We start from the raw sequence: 16,822 nt of genomic DNA, 5'->3' as shown, positions 1-16,822 counted from the left end.
GGAATTGTCGTGTGTTCCGAAGAACTGGTGGGGCTACAAGGACTTGAACCTTGGACCTCTTCGTTATCAGCGAAGCGCTCTAACCGCCTGAGCTATAGCCCCTCAGACCGGATGAAAGCCTACCCCACGGATCTCGCAGAACGAAATCGAGCGATCAGCTCACCCGGCCCGGGTGTGTCAGTTGTTCGTGAAGCCGACGAGCAAGCCGCCGGTGATGCGGACACTGAGGTTGTAGAGGACGCTCACGATGGCGCCGAGCACGGTGCCGACGACCACGTTGAGGATGCCCACGACGATGGAGAACCCGAGCACCTGACCCAGTGAGAACTGGTCCATGATCGAGTAACTGTTCTGACCGGTGACATCCTTCAACAAGGCGTCCACCTGCGTGAACACGCCCGTCTGGTTGAGGATGACCCACACCAGCGCCGTGGCGACCACGAGCACGATGCTGCCGGCCAGGGCGATGAGGAAGCTGAGCTTCACCATCGACCAGAAGTCGACGTAGACCAGCCGCAGCCGCACTTGGCGGGTGCCGACGGGTCGCTTCGCCTTCTTCTGGAGCTTCTCGGCGACACTACTCATTGCTTGACTGGTCCTCTCCGGCCTCGTCCGCGACGGGCTCGGTGTCGATGGGATCAGTGGAGTCCGGGGCCGCTTCGGAAGGGCTGACCGTCTCCACCGGGCCCGCTGGCTCGATCTCGGCGTCGTCCTGGTCGACCAGGTTCCGCTCGGTGTTCTGGGCCACTGCGATGATCTTGTCGTTCGCCGCGAACCTGGCGAAGACGACACCCATGGTGTCGCGACCCTTGGCAGGGACCTCGGCCACGGCAGACCTTACCACCTTGCCCGATTGCAGCACGACGAGCACTTCGTCGTCCTCACCGACGATGAGAGCACCCACAAGGTCGCCTCGGTCGGTCGCCAACTTCGCCACCTTGATGCCGAGACCACCGCGTCCCTGGATGCGGTACTGGTCGACGGCGGTGCGCTTGGCGTACCCGCCCTCGGTCATCACCCAGACGAAACCGTCGTCCGCCACCACGCGTGCGGCCAGGAGCGAGTCGCCGTCGCGGAAGGACATGCCCTTCACACCCGAGGTCGACCGACCCATCGGCCGCAGGGTGTCGTTCGTCGCGGTGAACCGGAGCGACATGCCCTGTCGGGAGACGAGCAGCAGGTCGTCGTGCTCGTCGACGAGCAGCGCCTGGCGGAGCTTGTCGCCGTCGCGCAGGTTGATCGCGATGATGCCACCGGTGCGGTTGGTGTCGTACTCGGTGAGCGCGGTCTTCTTCACCAGCCCGTGCTCGGTCGCGAGGACGAGGTACTGCGCGACCTCGTAGTCACGGATGTCGAGCACCTGCTGGATCTGCTCGTCCGGCTGCATCGCGAGCAGGTTCGCCACGTGCTGGCCCTTGGCGTCGCGGCCGGCTTCCTGCAGCTCGTACGCCTTGGCACGGTAGACCCGGCCCTGGTCGGTCAGGAAGAGCAGCCAGTGGTGCGTCGTCGTGACGAAGAAGTGCTCGACGATGTCGTCCGCACGGAGCTGGGCGCCACGGACACCCCTGCCGCCGCGGTGCTGCGAGCGGTACTGGTCGCTGCGCGTGCGCTTGACGTACCCGCCGCGGGTGATGGTGACGACCATCTCCTCTTCGGGGATGAGGTCTTCCATCGACATGTCGCCGTCGTAACCGAGCATGATCTCGGTGCGGCGGTCGTCGCCGAAGCGGTCGACGATCTCCTCGAGCTCGTCGCGGATGATCGTGCGCTGCCGGGTCTCCGACGCCAGGATGTCCTGGAAGTCGGCGATCTTGCGCTCGAGCTCTTCGGCCTCGTCGTGGATCTTCTGTCGCTCGAGGGCGGCCAGTCGACGGAGCTGGAGTTCGAGGATCGCGCGTGCCTGGATCTCGTCGACGGACAGCAGGTCCATCAGGCCGGAGCGGGCCTCTTCGACGTCGGGCGACCGACGGATGAGCGCGATGACCTCGTCGAGGGCGTCGAGCGCTGCGAGGTAGCCGCGCAGGATGTGCGCGCGCTTCTCGGCCTCGCGCAGGCGGAACTGGGTGCGGCGGACGATGACGTCGACCTGGTGCGCGACCCACGCCGAGATGAACCCGTCGAGCGGCAGGGTGCGGGGCACACCGTCGACGATCGCGAGCATGTTCGCGCCGAAGTTCTCCTGCAGCTGCGTGTGCTTGTACAGGTTGTTCAGCACGACCTTGGCCACGGCGTCGCGCTTGAGCACGATCACCAGGCGCTGGCCGGTGCGACCCGAGGTCTCGTCGCGGATGTCCGCGACGCCGGCGAGCTTGCCGTCCTTGACCAGGTCGGCGATCTTGATCGCGAGGTTGTCCGGGTTGACCTGGTACGGCAGCTCGGTGACCACGAGGCAGGTGCGACCCTGGATCTCCTCGACGTTGACGACGGCACGCATCGTGATCGAACCACGACCGGTGAGGTAGGCGTCCTGGATGCCCTTGGTGCCCAGGATCTGCGCACCGGTCGGGAAGTCCGGCCCCTTGATGCGCTGCATGAGCGCGGCGAGGAGCTCTTCGCGCGTCGCCTCGGGGTTGTCGAGGGCCCACTTCGCTCCCTCGGCGACCTCGCGCAGGTTGTGCGGCGGGATGTTCGTCGCCATGCCGACGGCGATGCCGACGGAGCCGTTGACCAGCAGGTTCGGGAACCGGGCCGGCAGGATCGCGGGCTCCTGCGTGCGACCGTCGTAGTTGTCCTGGAAGTCGACGGTGTCCTCGTCGATGTCCCGGACCATCTCCATGGCGAGCGGCGCCATCTTGGTCTCGGTGTACCGCGGCGCTGCTGCACCGTCGTTGCCCGGCGAGCCGAAGTTGCCCTGACCGAGGGCGAGCGGGTACCGGAGCGACCACGGCTGCACCAGTCGGACGAGCGCGTCGTAGATCGCCGAGTCGCCGTGCGGGTGGAACTGCCCCATGACGTCACCGACGACGCGGGAGCACTTCGAGAACGCGCGGTCCGGGCGGTAGCCGCCGTCGAACATCGCGTAGATCACGCGACGGTGCACCGGCTTCAGGCCGTCGCGGACCTCGGGCAGCGCACGGCCGACGATGACCGACATCGCGTAGTCGAGGTAGGAACGCTGCATCTCGAGCTGCAGGTCGACCTGCGAGATGCGGTCACCGGAGACGACGATGTCCCCGCTGTCGCCGTGGACGATCTCGGGCTGCTCGTCGGGGGCGTTCTCGTTGTCGTCAGCCATTGGCTTGCGTTACCTTTCTGACGGCCGGGAGGCCGTGGTGACGTTCGTCGCGGTGGACGCGACCACAGGTGGTCCGGACCAGAGCGCGCGGCTGGCACCGCGCCTCCAGGCCAGGGTCTAGATGTCCAAGAAGCGGACGTCCTTCGCGTTCTGCTGGATGAACTGGCGACGTGCGTCGACGTCTTCACCCATCAGCGTCGAGAAGGTGCTGTCCACTGCGGCCGCGTCCTCGAGCGTGACCTGCAGGAGCGTGCGGGTGTCCGGGTTCATCGTGGTGTCCCAGAGCTCCTTGTAGTCCATCTCGCCGAGGCCCTTGTAGCGCTGGATGCCGTTGTCCTTCGGGATCCGCTTGCCGGCGGCGATGCCCGACTGCATCAGGGCGTCGCGCTCCCGGTCGCTGAACACGTACTCGTGTGCGGCGTTCGACCACTTCAGCCGGTACAGCGGCGGCTGCGCGAGGTACACGTAGCCGCGCTCGATGAGCGGACGCATGTAGCGGAACAGCAGGGTCAGCAGCAGCGTGGTGATGTGCTGGCCGTCGACGTCGGCATCGGCCATCAGCACGATCTTGTGGTACCGGGCCTTGTCCGGGTCGAAGTCCTCACCGATGCCGGCGCCGAACGCCGTGATCATCGACTGGATCTCCTGGTTGGCGAGCGCCCGGTCGAGGCGTGCCTTCTCGACGTTCAGGATCTTGCCGCGCAGGGGCAGGATCGCCTGGGTCATCGGGTTGCGACCCTGCACGGCGGAACCGCCGGCGGAGTCGCCCTCGACCATGAAGATCTCCGACAGGGTCGGGTCCTTGGACTGGCAGTCCTTCAGCTTGCCGGGCATGCCACCCGACTCGAGCAGCCCCTTGCGGCGGGTGGTCTCGCGGGCCTTACGGGCCGCGAGTCGCGCCTGCGACGCCTGGATCGCCTTGCGGACGACATCGCGGGCCTGGGTCGGGTTGCTCTCGAACCAGTGCGTGAGCTCGGCGCCGACGACACGCTGCACGAAGCCCTTCGCCTCGGTGTTGCCGAGCTTCGTCTTCGTCTGGCCCTCGAACTGCGGTTCGCCGAGCTTCACGGAGATGACGGCCGTCAGCCCTTCACGGATGTCGTCACCCGTCAGGTTGTCGTCCTTCTCCTTGATGATCTTCGTCTCGCGCGCGTACTTGTTCACCAGGTACGTGAGCGCCGCGCGGAAGCCCTCTTCGTGGGTGCCGCCCTCGTGCGTGTTGATCGTGTTCGCGAAGGTGTGGACGCTCTCCTGGTACGAGGTGTTCCACTGCATCGCGACCTCGAGCGCGATCTTGCGCTCGGTGTCCTCGGACTCGAAGCCGATGACGTCCGGGTGGACGAGGTCGGCCTTCTTCTGCGCGTTGATGTACTCGACGTAGTCGGCGAGACCGCGCTCGTACATGAAGGAGTCGTTCCGCGCCTCTTCCCCGTCTTCCGGGGTGCGCTCGTCGCGCAGGTTGATCCGCAGGCCCTTGTTGAGGAAGGCCATCTGCTGGAACCGGGTGCGCAGGGTCTCGTAGTCGAAGACGACGGTCTCGAAGATCTCGGCGTTCGGCCAGAAGGTGATCGTGGTGCCGTGCTCGTCGGACGGTTCGTCCTTGGTCAGCGGTGCGACCGGGACGCCGTCGGTGTAGCTCTGGCGCCAGACGTGGCCCTGCTGTCGGACCTCGACGTCGAGCTCGGAGCTCAGCGCGTTCACGACGGAGGAACCGACGCCGTGCAGACCACCGGACACCGCGTACGCGCCGCCGCCGAACTTGCCGCCGGCGTGCAGGACGGTCAGGACGACCTGGACGGTCGAGACGCCCTCGGCCGCGTGGATGCCGACCGGGATGCCACGGCCGTTGTCGACCACGCGGACGCCGCCGTCTTCACGGATGGTGACGTCGATGGTGTCGCAGTACCCGGCGAGGGCTTCGTCGACGGAGTTGTCGACGATCTCCTGGACCAGGTGGTGCAGACCGCGGGGCCCCGTCGAACCGATGTACATACCGGGACGCTTGCGGACCGCCTCGAGCCCCTCGAGCACCTGAATCTGGTCTGCTCCGTAGGACGGTTCGCTCTGCGGGGTCTCCGCGTCGAGCGGGTTCTGCGGGTCGTCTTCAGATTCTGATGCCATGTCGAGCGTGCTCCTGCCTGCGCGCGGAACGCCCGCGCACTGCACCTCCCAGTCTACCGCAGAGGCCCCTGTTTCGAGGGCTCATCCGGCCCACAGGCGGGCTTTTTTGGCACCACAGGATGATTTCGTCGGCTCAACCGTAGGTGTCGCGAGGACCGCGCCCCTGGACCGTCCTGGGGCCGCGTTTCCAGGTGGGGACGTCCGGCCCCGAAACCCGGATCGACTCGACCCCGGCTTCCGGGTGCCGCTCGGCGATGGTCGTCGTGACGCTGGCACGCATGAGTCGGAGCTGTGTCGCCCAGGCCGTCGAGTCGCACCGGATGACCAGCGCACCGTCGTCGATGGTGACCGGGGTGGAGTGCTTGGCGAGTTCCTCACCGACGACGCTCGGCCAGTCCACGAAGAGCTCCGAGCGGGCCAGGGGTTCGGTCCACCCGAGCTCGTTGGCCAGCGATCCGACGACGTCGCCGAGCCCTCGGGGTTCACGGCCTCGGCCGTAGGGGACGGTGTCGGCGTCGAACTCGCGGGAGCGCCGCCGGCGGGCGTCGACCCCGCGCTTCGACGGGTCGCCGAAGACGGCTCGGAGGTGTCGGTAGAGTCGCGACGGCTCGGTCGGCTTCCACGGGCGGGGCATCAGGCGTCGGCTTCCGGCGGGGTCGCATCGGTCACGATCCTGCCCGCCTCGATCCGCACCGTGTGCGCGGCCAGCTGCGCGGGCACGTCCCCGAACACCGCTGCCGTGATGAGCACCTGCTCGTAGTCGGCCACGGCGTTCCCGAGGCGTTCCCGCCGGGATTCGTCGAGCTCGGCGAACACGTCGTCGAGGATGATGATCGGGTCGCCGAGGTTGGACTCCGCCCGCAGGATCGACGCGCTCGCCAGCTGGATCGCCAGCGCGAAGGACCAGGACTCGCCGTGACTGGCGTACCCGCGGGCAGGTAACCCGTTGAGCTGGAACAAGACGTCGTCCCGGTGCGGCCCGACGAGGGTCAGCCCGCGGTCGAGCTCGTCGCGACGACGCCGCTCGAGGGCAGCTGCGAACGCCTCGGCCGCAGCGGTCACGCTCACCGGTTCGTCGGGGGTGCCGAGGACCGGGTCCGTCGCAGCTGCGGCCTCCGGGTCACCGCCACGGATCGAGAGCACACCGGCGATCGAGGCATCGTGGTCCTCGCCGGCGACGGTGGCGTACGCCTCGGCGACGAACGGTGCGAGCCGGCGGGTCAGGTGGTCGCGCGCGGCGACGATCTCGGCACCGAGTCCGACCAGCCGGTCGTCCCAGACGTCGAGCGTCGACAGCGCGTTCGCCTTGGCGCCGGTGGAACGGGCCGACTTGAGCAGGGTGTTCCGCTGGCGGAGCGTGCGGTCGTAGTCGGCCAGGACCCCCTGCATCCGCGGTGCGATCTGGCCGAGCAGTTCGTCGAGCATGCGGCGGCGACCGGCCGGCTCGCCACGGACCAGGGCGAGGTCCTCGGGAGCGAAGAGGACGGAGGTGCAGTAGCGCGGGAGTTCACGGGGCTTGATCGCCGACCGGTTCACCTGCGCACGGTTCGCCCCGGTGCGGTTGATCTGCACCTCGGCGAGGATGCTGCGGTCCTCGTGCGCCAGGCGGGCGCGGACGATCGCGGCGTCGCAACCCTGGCGAACGAGCGCGGCATCCGTCGGGACCCGGTGGGACCCGAGCGTCGACAGGTAGCCGATCGCCTCGACCAGGTTGGTCTTGCCCTGCCCGTTCCGCCCGACGAACAGGTTCGGCCCGCGTGCGAGATCGACGTCCGCCTCCCGGTAGTTCCGGAAGTCGGTGAGTTGGAGATGGTCGACGTGCACGCGGGCCGAGTCCGGGTTTCCCCGGGTGGTCCTAGGACTTCTTGACGGCGTGACCGCCGAACTGGTTGCGGAGCGCCGCGACGGCCTTCATCGTCGGGGACGCGCTGCCCTGACGCGAGACGAAGCGCGCGAAGATCGACGCCGACAGCGCCGGCATCGGAACGGCGAGCTCGATGCCCTCTTCCAGCGTCCAGCGACCCTCGCCCGAGTCCTCGACGTAGCCCTCGAGCTCGTCGAGCTTCGGGTCTTCGTTCAGGGCCAGGACCATGAGGTCGAGCAGCCAGGAACGGACGACCGTCCCGCGCTGCCACCCGGCGAACACGGCGGGGACGTCGGTGATCAGGTCCTTGGCCTCGAGGAGCTCGTAGCCCTCGCCGTAGGCCTGCATGATCGCGTACTCGATGCCGTTGTGGACCATCTTGGCGTAGTGACCCGCGCCGATCGGACCGGCGTGCGAGAAGCCCTCTTCGCGCGGGCCCTCGGGGCGCAGTGCGTCGAAGACCGGCATGGCGAACTCGACGTCCTTGACGTCACCGCCGACCATGAGGCCGTAGCCGTTGTCCTTGCCCCACACGCCGCCGGAGACCCCGACGTCCATGTAGCGGATGCCGCGCGCACCGAGCTGCTCGGCGTGCGTGGTGTCGTCGAGCCACTTCGAGTTGCCACCGTCGATGACGAGGTCGCCCTCGTTCAGGACGCCGGCGAGCTCGGTGATGACGTCGTCGGTGATCTTGCCGTGCGGCACCATCACCCAGACGAGTCGCTGACCCTCGGGCAGGGCGCCCGCCAGGTCTGCGAGGCTCGCGACGTCGGAGACGGCGGGGTTCGCGTCGTAACCGGTGACCTCGATCCCTGCGTTGCGGAGACGGGCACGCATGTTGTTGCCCATGCGACCAAGGCCGACAAGACCGATGTGCATGATTTCCTCTTCTGTTTCGTCGTCGCGCTGAGTCCGCAGGTGGTGCGTCAGCGCAGTGTTCCTGTTGCGCCTATCGCAGCAGCAGGTTGGGCTGCAGCAGGTACCGGTATCCATCGGTCGCGGCAGCCTCTTGCGAAGTCTGGCCGGTGATCAGCACCGGGCCCGGCTTGTTGGGGTTCTCCGTCTTGGTGAAGGAGATGCGGACGAACTCGGAGTGCACCGCGTTCAGTCCGTCGAGGAGGAAGGCGGGCTTCAGCGAGACCACCGTTTCCTCTCCGGTCAGCAACGCACTGATCGACTCTGACGCCTGCGCTTGTTCGGATCCGATCGCCTCGAGCGTGAGCCCGTCGACCGTGAAGGAGAACCGGAGCGCTGCTTCGCGCTCCAGGACGAGTGAGACCCGTCGGACGGCTTCGACCAGCTCGGCGGTGTTGATCACCGCGTGGTCGTTGACGTTCTCGGGGAAGAGCCGGCGGACCGGCGGGTAGTTGCCCTTGATGAGCAGGGAGGTCACCGTCTTGTCGTCGGCGTGGAACGCGATGAGCTCACGGTCCGAGTTGCCGCTGATCGAGACCGAGACGGTGGACGCCGACCCGAAGGTGCGACCGACCTCCTGCAGGGTGCGGGCGGGGACGAGCGCGTGCAACGGGTCCGAGCCGACGCGGCCGGAGTCCCACGCGATGGTGCGGACGGCCACGCGGTACCGGTCCGTGGCGATGAGCGACAGGTCGTTGTCACCGACCTCGAGCTGGACACCGGTGATGACGGGGGTGACGTCGTCGCGGCTCGCTGCGACGGCGACCTGCGACACCGCCTCGGAGAAGGCGTCGCCGGGGATGACACCGGTCTGCGGACCGATCTCGGGCAGCGTCGGGTACTCCTCGACCGGCATGGACAGCAGCGTGAAGTGCGCCGATCCGCAGGAGACCGAGATCTTGGAGTCCTCGGTCGTGAAGGTCACCGGAGCGTTCGGCAGTCGGCTCGCGATGTCGTTCAGCAGGCGACCACTGACCAGGACCGTGCCCGGGTCGTCGATCTGCGCCGAGATGGACGTCTGCGCGGAGACCTCGTAGTCGAACGACGAGAGCGTCAGACGATCGCCGTCGGCGTGGATCAGGACGCCCGACAGGATCGGGAGGGTCGTGCGCTGTGGGAGGAGTTTCACCGCGAAGGAGACGGCTTCGGAGAAGACGTCCCGGTTGACCTCGAACTTCACAGCTGGAACCCCTGTCGATCGGCTTGGACTGTCCGGCCGCCCCATTCTGGCACAGGCGGACGTGGGCCGGATTTCTTGTCATGCCGCCGTCCACAAGGTTGTCCCGCGGAGATGGATCGTTAACCAGGAGTAATGGTGTTAACGCCTGTGCACACTGTGGATAACCCTGTGCATGCCGGTCGGCCGTAGGGAACTACACGGTTGTGACTTGTGGGCGGTCTGTGGGCGACGTCGGGATGAATGAATCTCATCTATCCACTTCCACCCCCAGTTTCCACAGGAGGCCCCCTCGCTGTGAACAACCGGGCGGCGTGTCCTCCACAGTTATCCACAGGCTATCCACACTGTGAGAACTCCGGCCCATGGAACCGTCTCAGATGGTGGATGCGCCCGGGGACGTACCGATCTCAGCGGTAGCGGCGGTCCTGCTTGATGCGACTCGTGAGCTCGGTGACCTGGTTGTAGATCGACCGCCGCTCCTTCATGAGCTCGGTGATCTTCTTGTTCGCGTACATGACCGTGGTGTGGTCGCGGTTGCCGAACAGCTGCCCGATCTTCGGGAGCGACAGGCTCGTGAGCTCGCGGCACAGGTACATCGCGATCTGCCGGGCGGTGGCGATCGCCTGCGAGCGGGACGAGCCGTACAGGTCGTCGACGGAGAGCTTGAAGTACTCCGCGGTGTGGTTGATGATGTCCGTCGGCGCGACGACGTTGTCCTCGTCGAGGGTGATCAGGTCCTTGAGGACGGTCTGCACCAGGGCCATGTCGACGGCCGTCCGGTTCAGGCTCGCGAACGCCGTGACGCGGATGAGCGTCCCCTCGAGCTCGCGGATGTTGCTCGACACCTTCGAGGCCATGAACTCGAGGATGTCGTCCGGCACCTGCAGGTGGTCGGACTGCGCCTTCTTGCGGAGGATCGCGATGCGCGTCTCGAGCTCGGGCGCCTGGACGTCTGTGATCAGACCCCACTCGAAGCGGGAGCGCATGCGGTCCTCGAAGCCGGTCAGGTGCTTCGGTGCGACGTCGGACGTGATGACGACCTGCTTGTTGTGGTCGTGCAGCGTGTTGAACGTGTGGAAGAAGGCCTCCTGCGTGGAGTCCTTCCCCTGCAGGAACTGGATGTCGTCGATCAGCAGGATGTCGATGTCGCGGTAGCGCTGCTGGAACTGGTTCGAGCGGTTGTTCGCGATCGAGTTGATGAAGTCGTTGGTGAACTCCTCGCTCGACACGTACCGGACGCGGATCCCCGGGTAGAGGCTCTCGGCGTAGTGCCCGATGGCGTGGAGCAGGTGGGTCTTGCCCAGTCCGGAGTCGCCGTAGATGAAGAGCGGGTTGTAGGCCTTCGCCGGAGCCTCGGCCACCGCGACCGCTGCGGCGTGGGCGAAGCGGTTCGACGAGCCGATGACGAAGTTGTCGAAGTTGTACTTCGGGTTGAGCCGCGACTCGGGCCGGCCGCTCGTGCCCGGGGAGTCGATCTGGCTCGGCACGAAGGGTGCCTCGATGTACTGGCGGGGTGCGGCGCTCTGCTCCACCGCTTCCTGGACGGGCTCGGCGTACTCCGGCACGTTCGGGTCGACGCGCGGCTCGGACGCCATGTCGGGGTTCACCGTGATGGCGAAGTTCGCGACCGAGTCGTCACCGATGCGGGCGACGGCCTCGGTGATCGGGATGCGGATCCGCTGCTCGAGCATGCCGCGGGTCAGGTCGTTGGGGACCTCGAGGTACAGGGTGCCGGCGAGGACGCCCTTCGGTTCGACCAGGTTGAGGAACCCGTGGAGCTGCGGCGTGATGCGGGGGTCTTCGCTGAGGATTCCGAGTACGGATGACCAGAGGTCCTCGACGGGGTCGGCCGGCATCGTCATGTCGCGCTCGTCTCCAGGTGTGTGTCGTGCGTTCGGTGCCGGACCGGGGTGCGTCCTGCTGGGTCGGACGTGCCGGAGTGCCGCGGGGTGTGGCGCTCAGCGGACCGTGTCGTGCGCCGGCGGTTCGACGGGGTCTCGGGGGCTTCGTCGACGCCTCGTACCGCGCGTGTTCCCACAGGGTTGTCCACAGTGTTGTCCACGACCGCCCGGATCCGTCGGACAGGAGTACTTCCCTGTCGTACCGGGGCGCGGGGCCGATCGATGACCCCACTGTAAAGGACCGGGCCGGGTCGCACCGAACGGAAGTTGTCCCCAATGTGGAGAATGGACTGCAGCGGTGTCCTCGACGCCTCCGGCACCGAGGCCGGCCTGATCGGCGTTTGACCTGCTCGCTGCTGTCACGTACCGTTAACCAGTTGACTGCGGCCGATTGGTCGCGCCCATCTGCGTCGTTCGACACCGAGCGATGACACATACATACGTGACGGCTCGCCGCGAGCAGCCGTGTGGAGAGATCATGAGCAAGCGCACCTTCCAGCCGAACAACCGTCGCCGCGCCAAGAAGCACGGCTTCCGCCTCCGCATGCGGACGCGTGCCGGCCGCGCCATCCTGTCGGCGCGTCGCGCCAAGGGCCGCACCGAGCTCTCGGCCTGATCAGGCTCACCGCCTGATCCGGTCCTCGGTCTGACCCCGGCATCGCAGTGTTGGCCAGCGCCAACCGCATCGTCCGCGGGGACGACTACCGGAACGTCGTGCGTCGTGGTCGCAAGAGCGCCACGGCGCACGTCGTCGTGTCCGTGGTCCGTCGCTCGACGGACCCCACCGGACCGTCGCGGTTCGGGTTCATCGTCGCCAAGACGGTGGGCAACGCCGTGACCCGGAACCTGATCAGGCGGCGGCTCAAGGCGATCGCGCACGGCATCCTCGCCGACTCCCCCGTGGGGTACGACGTGGTGGTGCGCGCACTGCCAGCCGCATCGCAGGCCGGATGGCCTACCCTGCTCGAAGACGTCGTGCGCTCCTTCGCGCGCGGGGTGGAGAAGGCAGCATGAACCGCACTCTGTGGACCCGGCTGGCCTGGGTCGCCGCGTTGCTCCCACGCAACGCGTGCGTCGTCGTGCTCCGCGCCTACCGTGCAGTGATCTCCCCGCTGTACGGCAACGTCTGCCGGTACCACCCGTCGTGCTCCCGGTACGCCCTCGAAGCGATCCAGCAGTACGGCGTCGTCCGCGGATCCGCGATGGGCGCCTGGCGCATCGCTCGCTGCAACCCCTGGGCTGCAGGCGGGATCGACGACGTCACGGAACGTCGTCGCCCGTTCGTCGTCAACCGGTTCGGGTTCGTCCTCGCGCCGATCCCGCAGCAGCCGCACCCCGCGGTCGGAACGGCCCGGCCGGTCCTGCTCCCCCAGCGCACTCGAAAGGCGTAGTCGTCCCCATGGACATCATCGGTACGATCCTCTGGCCGCTCAAATGGGTGGTCTCCGCCATCCTCGTCGGCTTCCACTGGATCTTCGAGAGCATCGGCATGGACCCGGGCGCGGGTATCACCTGGGTCCTCTCCATCATCTTCCTGACCTTCGTGGTCCGCGCCGCGCTGATCCCGATCTTCGTGCGGCAGATCAAGTCGCAGCGCCGTATGCTCGAGGTCGCGCCGCAGCTGAAGAAGATCCAGGACAAGTACAAGGGCAAGAAGGACCAGTTCTCGCGTGAGGCCATGAGCCGCGAGACCATGGCGCTCTACAAGGAGACGGGCACCAACCCGCTGAGCTCCTGCCTGCCGCTGCTGCTGCAGATGCCGATCTTCTTCTCGCTGTACTCCGTGCTGCACGAAGCGCAGATCAACAAGACGGGCATCGGCCTGCTCACGAACGACCTCGCGGCATCGTTCGGCAACGCGGCCCTGTTCGGTGCTCCTCTGCACGAGACGTTCACGAACGCCTCCGGGTGGGAGGTCCGTGCGATCGCCGGCTTCATGATCGTGGTCATGACGGCCTCGCAGTTCATCACGCAGCTGCAGCTCGTCGCCAAGAACATGTCGCCGGAGACCAAGGCGTCGCCGATGTACCGCCAGCAGAAGATGATGCTGTACATCCTCCCGCTGGTCTTCGTGATCTCGGGTCTGAGCTTCCCGCTCGGCGTCATGTTCTACTGGCTCGCCTCGAACGTCTGGACGATGGCGCAGCAGTACTTCGTCATCCGCAGCATGCCGACGCCCGGTTCCGAGGCGGCCCTGGCACGAGAGGCACGCCTGGCCAAGAAGGCCCAGCGTCGCGGGATCGCGAACCCGGTGCTCGCCGAGGCCGGTGCCGGTGCTGGCGCCGCCGAGATCGAGGCCGTGCGCGTCACCACCCAGCGTTCGCAGCCGGTCGGCAAGCAGCGCTCGAAGAAGAACGGGAAGAAGTAAGTGACCGAGCAGGACACCGCCGCAGCCGTCGACACCACCGCGGTCCCGGACGAGGACGGCCGTGACGAGGCCGACATCGCGGCGGACTACATCGAGGAACTCCTCGACATCTGCGACCTCGACGGAGACATCGAGATCGAGGAGCGCGCCGGTCGCGTCTACCTGTCGGTCACCGACGACGGCGAGGCGCTCCGAGTCCTCTCGAAGCCGGACACCGTCACGGCCCTGCAGGAACTCACCCGCATCGCCGTCCAGGCCGAGACGGGCGAGTTCAGTCGGCTCATCCTCGACGTGGGCGGTTCCCGTGATGCTCGTGCCGACGAGCTGCAGCGACTGGTCGACACCGCCGTCGAGCGCATCGAAGCCGGATCGTCGTCCGCAGCACTCCCCCCGATGTCATCGTACGAGCGCAAGCTGGTCCACGACCTCGTCGCTGAGAAGGGCTTCCACTCGGAGTCCGAGGGTGAGGGTCGGGACCGCCACACGGTCGTCACCCGATGACGGACGAGTCGGTGTCCTCGGCCTCCGTTCCCGCACCTTCGGACGCTGCTCCGGTGCTCGAGGCTGAGCCTGCAGCTGCGTCCGCGCTCTTCGGCGATCAGATCGAGACGGCTCGGTCGTTCACGAACGAGCTGGCTCGCCGGGGCGAGGAGCTGGGCCTGATCGGCCCGCTCGAGTTGCCTCGACTCTGGACTCGACATATCCTCAACTCTGCATTGCTTGCGCCCCTCCTGGAGGCCCGTGGCCGGGTTGCCGACGTCGGCTCGGGTGCAGGACTGCCCGGTCTCGTGCTCGCGATCGCCCGTCCGGACGTGCACTTCACGCTCATCGAGCCGATGGAGCGTCGAGTGGACTGGCTCACCCGTGAGGCGAGCCGGCTCGGACTGTCGAACGTGACGGTGGTCCGCGGCCGCGCCGAGGACGTGTCTGACGACATCGTGGTCGATCAGGTCACGGCGCGCGCCGTCAGTGCATTGTCGAAGCTCGTCCCGATGACGGTTCCACTCGTCCGCTCGGGCGGGCAGCTCATCCTGATGAAGGGTGCGCGAGTCGACGACGAGATCGACAAGGCACGCAAGGTCATCCTGCGCCAGCACCTCTCGGACGTCGAGGTCCTCGAGCTCGGGGACGGTGTGGTCGCAGAGACCACGCGCGTCTTCCGGGCTACAGTTGACTGACCCTGCGGCTCGGATCGGGACGACTGATCCCTTGCTGCTCCACGTTTCACGTGAAACATCGAACCGGGGAAGAGGCACTCGTTGAGCTCATCGACCGATTACGACGCGTCGACTCCGCTTGCTCGCGAGATCGCCGATCTCAACCGCCGGCGCCGTGCGATCGCGACGCAGCAGTTCCCGTTGCCCCCGAAGACGCGGATCATCACCGTGTCGAACCAGAAAGGCGGCGTCGGGAAGACCACGACGACTGTCAACTTGGCCGCCGGGCTCGCCCACGGTGGCGCACGGGTGCTCGTGATCGACCTCGACCCACAGGGCAACGCGTCGACGGCCCTGGGCGTCGACCACCAGGCTGAAGTCGCGAGCATCTACGACGTCATCGTCGACGAGGCTGCGATGGCCGACACCGTTCAGCGGTCCCCCGAGTCCGACACCCTCTGGTGCGTCCCGGCGACGATCCACCTGGCGGGTGCTGAGATCGAGCTCGTCTCCTTGGTCGCGCGAGAGCAGCGGCTGCGTACGGCGCTCGACCTGTACCTCCAGTCGCTGGACGAGCCGTACCACTACGTCTTCATCGACTGCCCGCCGTCCCTTGGTCTCCTGACGATCAACGCGTTCGTGGCGGCGCAGGAAGTCCTGATCCCCATCCAGTGCGAGTACTACGCGCTCGAGGGACTCAGCCAGCTGTTGCGCAACATCGAGCTCATCGAGCGGCATCTCAACCCGAACCTCCGGGTCTCGACGATCCTGCTCACCATGTACGACGGTCGGACCAACCTGGCGAACCAGGTGGCGAACGACGTGCGTGAGCACTTCGGTGACCAGGTCTTGAAGGCGATGATCCCCCGGTCCGTTCGGGTGAGTGAAGCGCCGAGTTACGGACAGAGCGTCGTCGCGTACGACGTGAACTCCACCGGGTCGCTCTCCTACTTGGAAGCGGCCGCCGAGATCGCAGCACGAGGAGCGCAAGACTGATGGCACCCAAGCGAACCGGACTCGGCCGCGGCATCGGCGCGCTCATCCCCACGGCGACGGACCAGCAGGACCGCCCCGTCGATGTGTTCTTCCCGACCGGTGGGTCGCCGGCGTCGGTACCCACCGCGGACGAACTCGTCGCCGTTCCGGGAGCCCGACTCGCGAACCTCAACCCGCTGGACGTGATCCCGAACGGGCAGCAGCCCCGCAAGGAGTTCCGCGAAGAAGAGTTGCAGGAGCTCGTCCACTCTATCCGTGAGATCGGTGTGCTGCAGCCCATCGTGGTCCGCCCGATCCCCGGGGCTGTGGGGACGGAGCCGCAGTACGAGCTCATCATGGGTGAGCGGCGCCTCCGGGCGACCAAGGAGCTCGGGCTCACAACGATTCCGGCGATCGTCAAGGAGACGCCGGACGACGCGATGCTCCGGGACGCCCTGCTCGAGAACCTGCACCGGGCGCAGCTCAACCCGCTCGAAGAAGCTTCGGCGTACCAGCAGCTCCTGGCGGACTTCGGGATCACGCAGGAACAGCTCGGTCAGCGCATCGGCCGATCGCGTCCCCAGATCACCAACACCATCCGTCTGCTGCGGCTCCCCTCCCCCGTGCAGCGACGAGTCGCCGCCGGCGTACTCTCGGCCGGTCACGCCCGCGCGATCCTTGCTGCGCCCGACGCCGAGGCGATGGAGTACCTCGCCGAGAAGATCGTCAACGAGGACCTGTCCGTTCGTGCTGCCGAAGCGATCGCGCAGCAGTTGGCCACGAAGACTCCGCCGAAGACCGCGCCGCAGCCCTCCAAGAACCAGGCGCACTTCAACGACCTTGCTGAGCGCATCGGTGACCGCCTGAACACACGGGTCAAGATCGCTGTGGGTGCCCGGAAGAGCTCCGTGACCATCGACTTCGCGAACGGCGACGACCTCAATCGCATCCTGTCGGAGCTCGGGATCAGCGACGTCTCGTCCTGACGGCTCGCCGACGGCGCTGTGCGGCCCGTAGGGGGCTTCGCAGGCCCGGTACGGGTGTCGGTGCCACCGAGGGAGAATTCGACCCGATACGGGGCGCGGAGCGGTTCGACTGATCGAAGT

General features: G+C 67.0%; 16 protein-coding genes and 1 tRNA gene. 8 read left to right on the top strand and 9 right to left on the bottom strand.

Annotated features, from left to right (window positions below; all coding sequences use genetic code 11):
- Positions 1-25: 25 nt before the first annotated feature.
- From ABH929_RS02250 to dnaA, 9 genes are all read right to left on the bottom strand, one after another.
- Positions 26-102: transfer RNA gene (locus tag ABH929_RS02250), tRNA-Ile, on the bottom strand.
- Between the two features lie 75 nt (positions 103-177).
- Positions 178-585, bottom strand: a complete 408-nt coding sequence (locus ABH929_RS02245; protein WP_263054946.1) for a DUF3566 domain-containing protein — start codon at positions 583-585, stop codon at positions 178-180.
- Positions 578-3,235, bottom strand: coding sequence for a DNA gyrase subunit A (gyrA, locus tag ABH929_RS02240; RefSeq protein ID WP_216834274.1), 2,658 nt, complete (start codon positions 3,233-3,235; stop codon positions 578-580). The genes ABH929_RS02245 and gyrA overlap by 8 nt, the downstream gene beginning before the upstream one ends.
- A gap of 117 nt (positions 3,236-3,352) precedes the next feature.
- Positions 3,353-5,356 carry a DNA topoisomerase (ATP-hydrolyzing) subunit B gene (gene gyrB, locus ABH929_RS02235; RefSeq protein WP_131845069.1) on the bottom strand — a complete coding sequence of 668 codons (2,004 nt, stop codon included), beginning with the start codon at positions 5,354-5,356 and terminating at the stop codon, positions 3,353-3,355.
- Between the two features lie 133 nt (positions 5,357-5,489).
- Positions 5,490-5,990, bottom strand: a complete 501-nt coding sequence (locus ABH929_RS02230) for a DUF721 domain-containing protein (RefSeq protein WP_111083686.1) — start codon at positions 5,988-5,990, stop codon at positions 5,490-5,492.
- The gene (gene recF, locus ABH929_RS02225; protein WP_404559979.1) at positions 5,990-7,180 is read right to left on the bottom strand and encodes a DNA replication/repair protein RecF; all 1,191 of its coding nucleotides are present in this window, start codon (positions 7,178-7,180) and stop codon (positions 5,990-5,992) included. The genes ABH929_RS02230 and recF overlap by 1 nt, the downstream gene beginning before the upstream one ends.
- Before the next feature lie 31 nt (positions 7,181-7,211).
- On the bottom strand, positions 7,212-8,099 hold the full coding sequence (gene gnd, locus ABH929_RS02220) for a phosphogluconate dehydrogenase (NAD(+)-dependent, decarboxylating) (protein WP_111083684.1): 888 nt from the start codon (positions 8,097-8,099) through the stop codon (positions 7,212-7,214).
- A 70-nt stretch (positions 8,100-8,169) separates the two neighbouring features.
- Entirely contained in the window at positions 8,170-9,315 is a 1,146-nt protein-coding gene (gene dnaN, locus ABH929_RS02215) for a DNA polymerase III subunit beta (protein WP_111083683.1), read from the bottom strand.
- Between the two features lie 407 nt (positions 9,316-9,722).
- Positions 9,723-11,177, bottom strand: coding sequence for a chromosomal replication initiator protein DnaA (dnaA, locus tag ABH929_RS02210; protein WP_111083682.1), 1,455 nt, complete (start codon positions 11,175-11,177; stop codon positions 9,723-9,725).
- Positions 11,178-11,694: 517 nt separating this feature from the next.
- On the opposite strand from dnaA, the gene rpmH reads away from it, so the two are divergent.
- The 8 genes from rpmH to ABH929_RS02170 all read left to right on the top strand — a co-directional run bounded on the left by rpmH (position 11,695) and on the right by ABH929_RS02170 (position 16,702).
- Positions 11,695-11,832 (top strand): 50S ribosomal protein L34, encoded by a 138-nt coding sequence (gene rpmH, locus ABH929_RS02205; RefSeq protein WP_022889115.1) that lies wholly within the window; start codon positions 11,695-11,697, stop codon positions 11,830-11,832.
- Positions 11,833-11,879: 47 nt separating this feature from the next.
- Positions 11,880-12,230 carry a ribonuclease P protein component gene (gene rnpA, locus ABH929_RS02200; RefSeq protein WP_123937122.1) on the top strand — a complete coding sequence of 117 codons (351 nt, stop codon included), beginning with the start codon at positions 11,880-11,882 and terminating at the stop codon, positions 12,228-12,230.
- Positions 12,227-12,607 (top strand): membrane protein insertion efficiency factor YidD, encoded by a 381-nt coding sequence (yidD, locus tag ABH929_RS02195; protein WP_165901008.1) that lies wholly within the window; start codon positions 12,227-12,229, stop codon positions 12,605-12,607. Before rnpA ends, yidD begins: the two co-directional genes overlap by 4 nt.
- An 8-nt stretch (positions 12,608-12,615) precedes the next feature.
- Entirely contained in the window at positions 12,616-13,584 is a 969-nt protein-coding gene (gene yidC / locus ABH929_RS02190) for a membrane protein insertase YidC (protein ID WP_123292941.1), read from the top strand.
- Positions 13,585-14,085 (top strand): R3H domain-containing nucleic acid-binding protein, encoded by a 501-nt coding sequence (locus ABH929_RS02185; RefSeq protein WP_263054948.1) that lies wholly within the window; start codon positions 13,585-13,587, stop codon positions 14,083-14,085.
- Complete coding sequence (gene rsmG, locus ABH929_RS02180) at positions 14,082-14,762, top strand: 16S rRNA (guanine(527)-N(7))-methyltransferase RsmG (RefSeq protein ID WP_404559978.1); 681 nt, start codon at positions 14,082-14,084, stop codon at positions 14,760-14,762. Before ABH929_RS02185 ends, rsmG begins: the two co-directional genes overlap by 4 nt.
- Before the next feature lie 81 nt (positions 14,763-14,843).
- The gene (locus ABH929_RS02175) at positions 14,844-15,737 is read left to right on the top strand and encodes a ParA family protein (protein ID WP_276582658.1); all 894 of its coding nucleotides are present in this window, start codon (positions 14,844-14,846) and stop codon (positions 15,735-15,737) included.
- Positions 15,737-16,702 carry a ParB/RepB/Spo0J family partition protein gene (locus ABH929_RS02170; RefSeq protein ID WP_404559977.1) on the top strand — a complete coding sequence of 322 codons (966 nt, stop codon included), beginning with the start codon at positions 15,737-15,739 and terminating at the stop codon, positions 16,700-16,702. The genes ABH929_RS02175 and ABH929_RS02170 overlap by 1 nt, the downstream gene beginning before the upstream one ends.
- The last annotated feature ends 120 nt before the right edge of the window (positions 16,703-16,822 follow it).

The organism is Curtobacterium sp. AB7 (assembly GCF_044909335.1).
GTDB lineage: Bacteria > Actinomycetota > Actinomycetes > Actinomycetales > Microbacteriaceae > Curtobacterium.
Note: the sequence above shows the minus strand (reverse complement) of the source record. Positions and strands in the feature narration are given on the sequence as shown.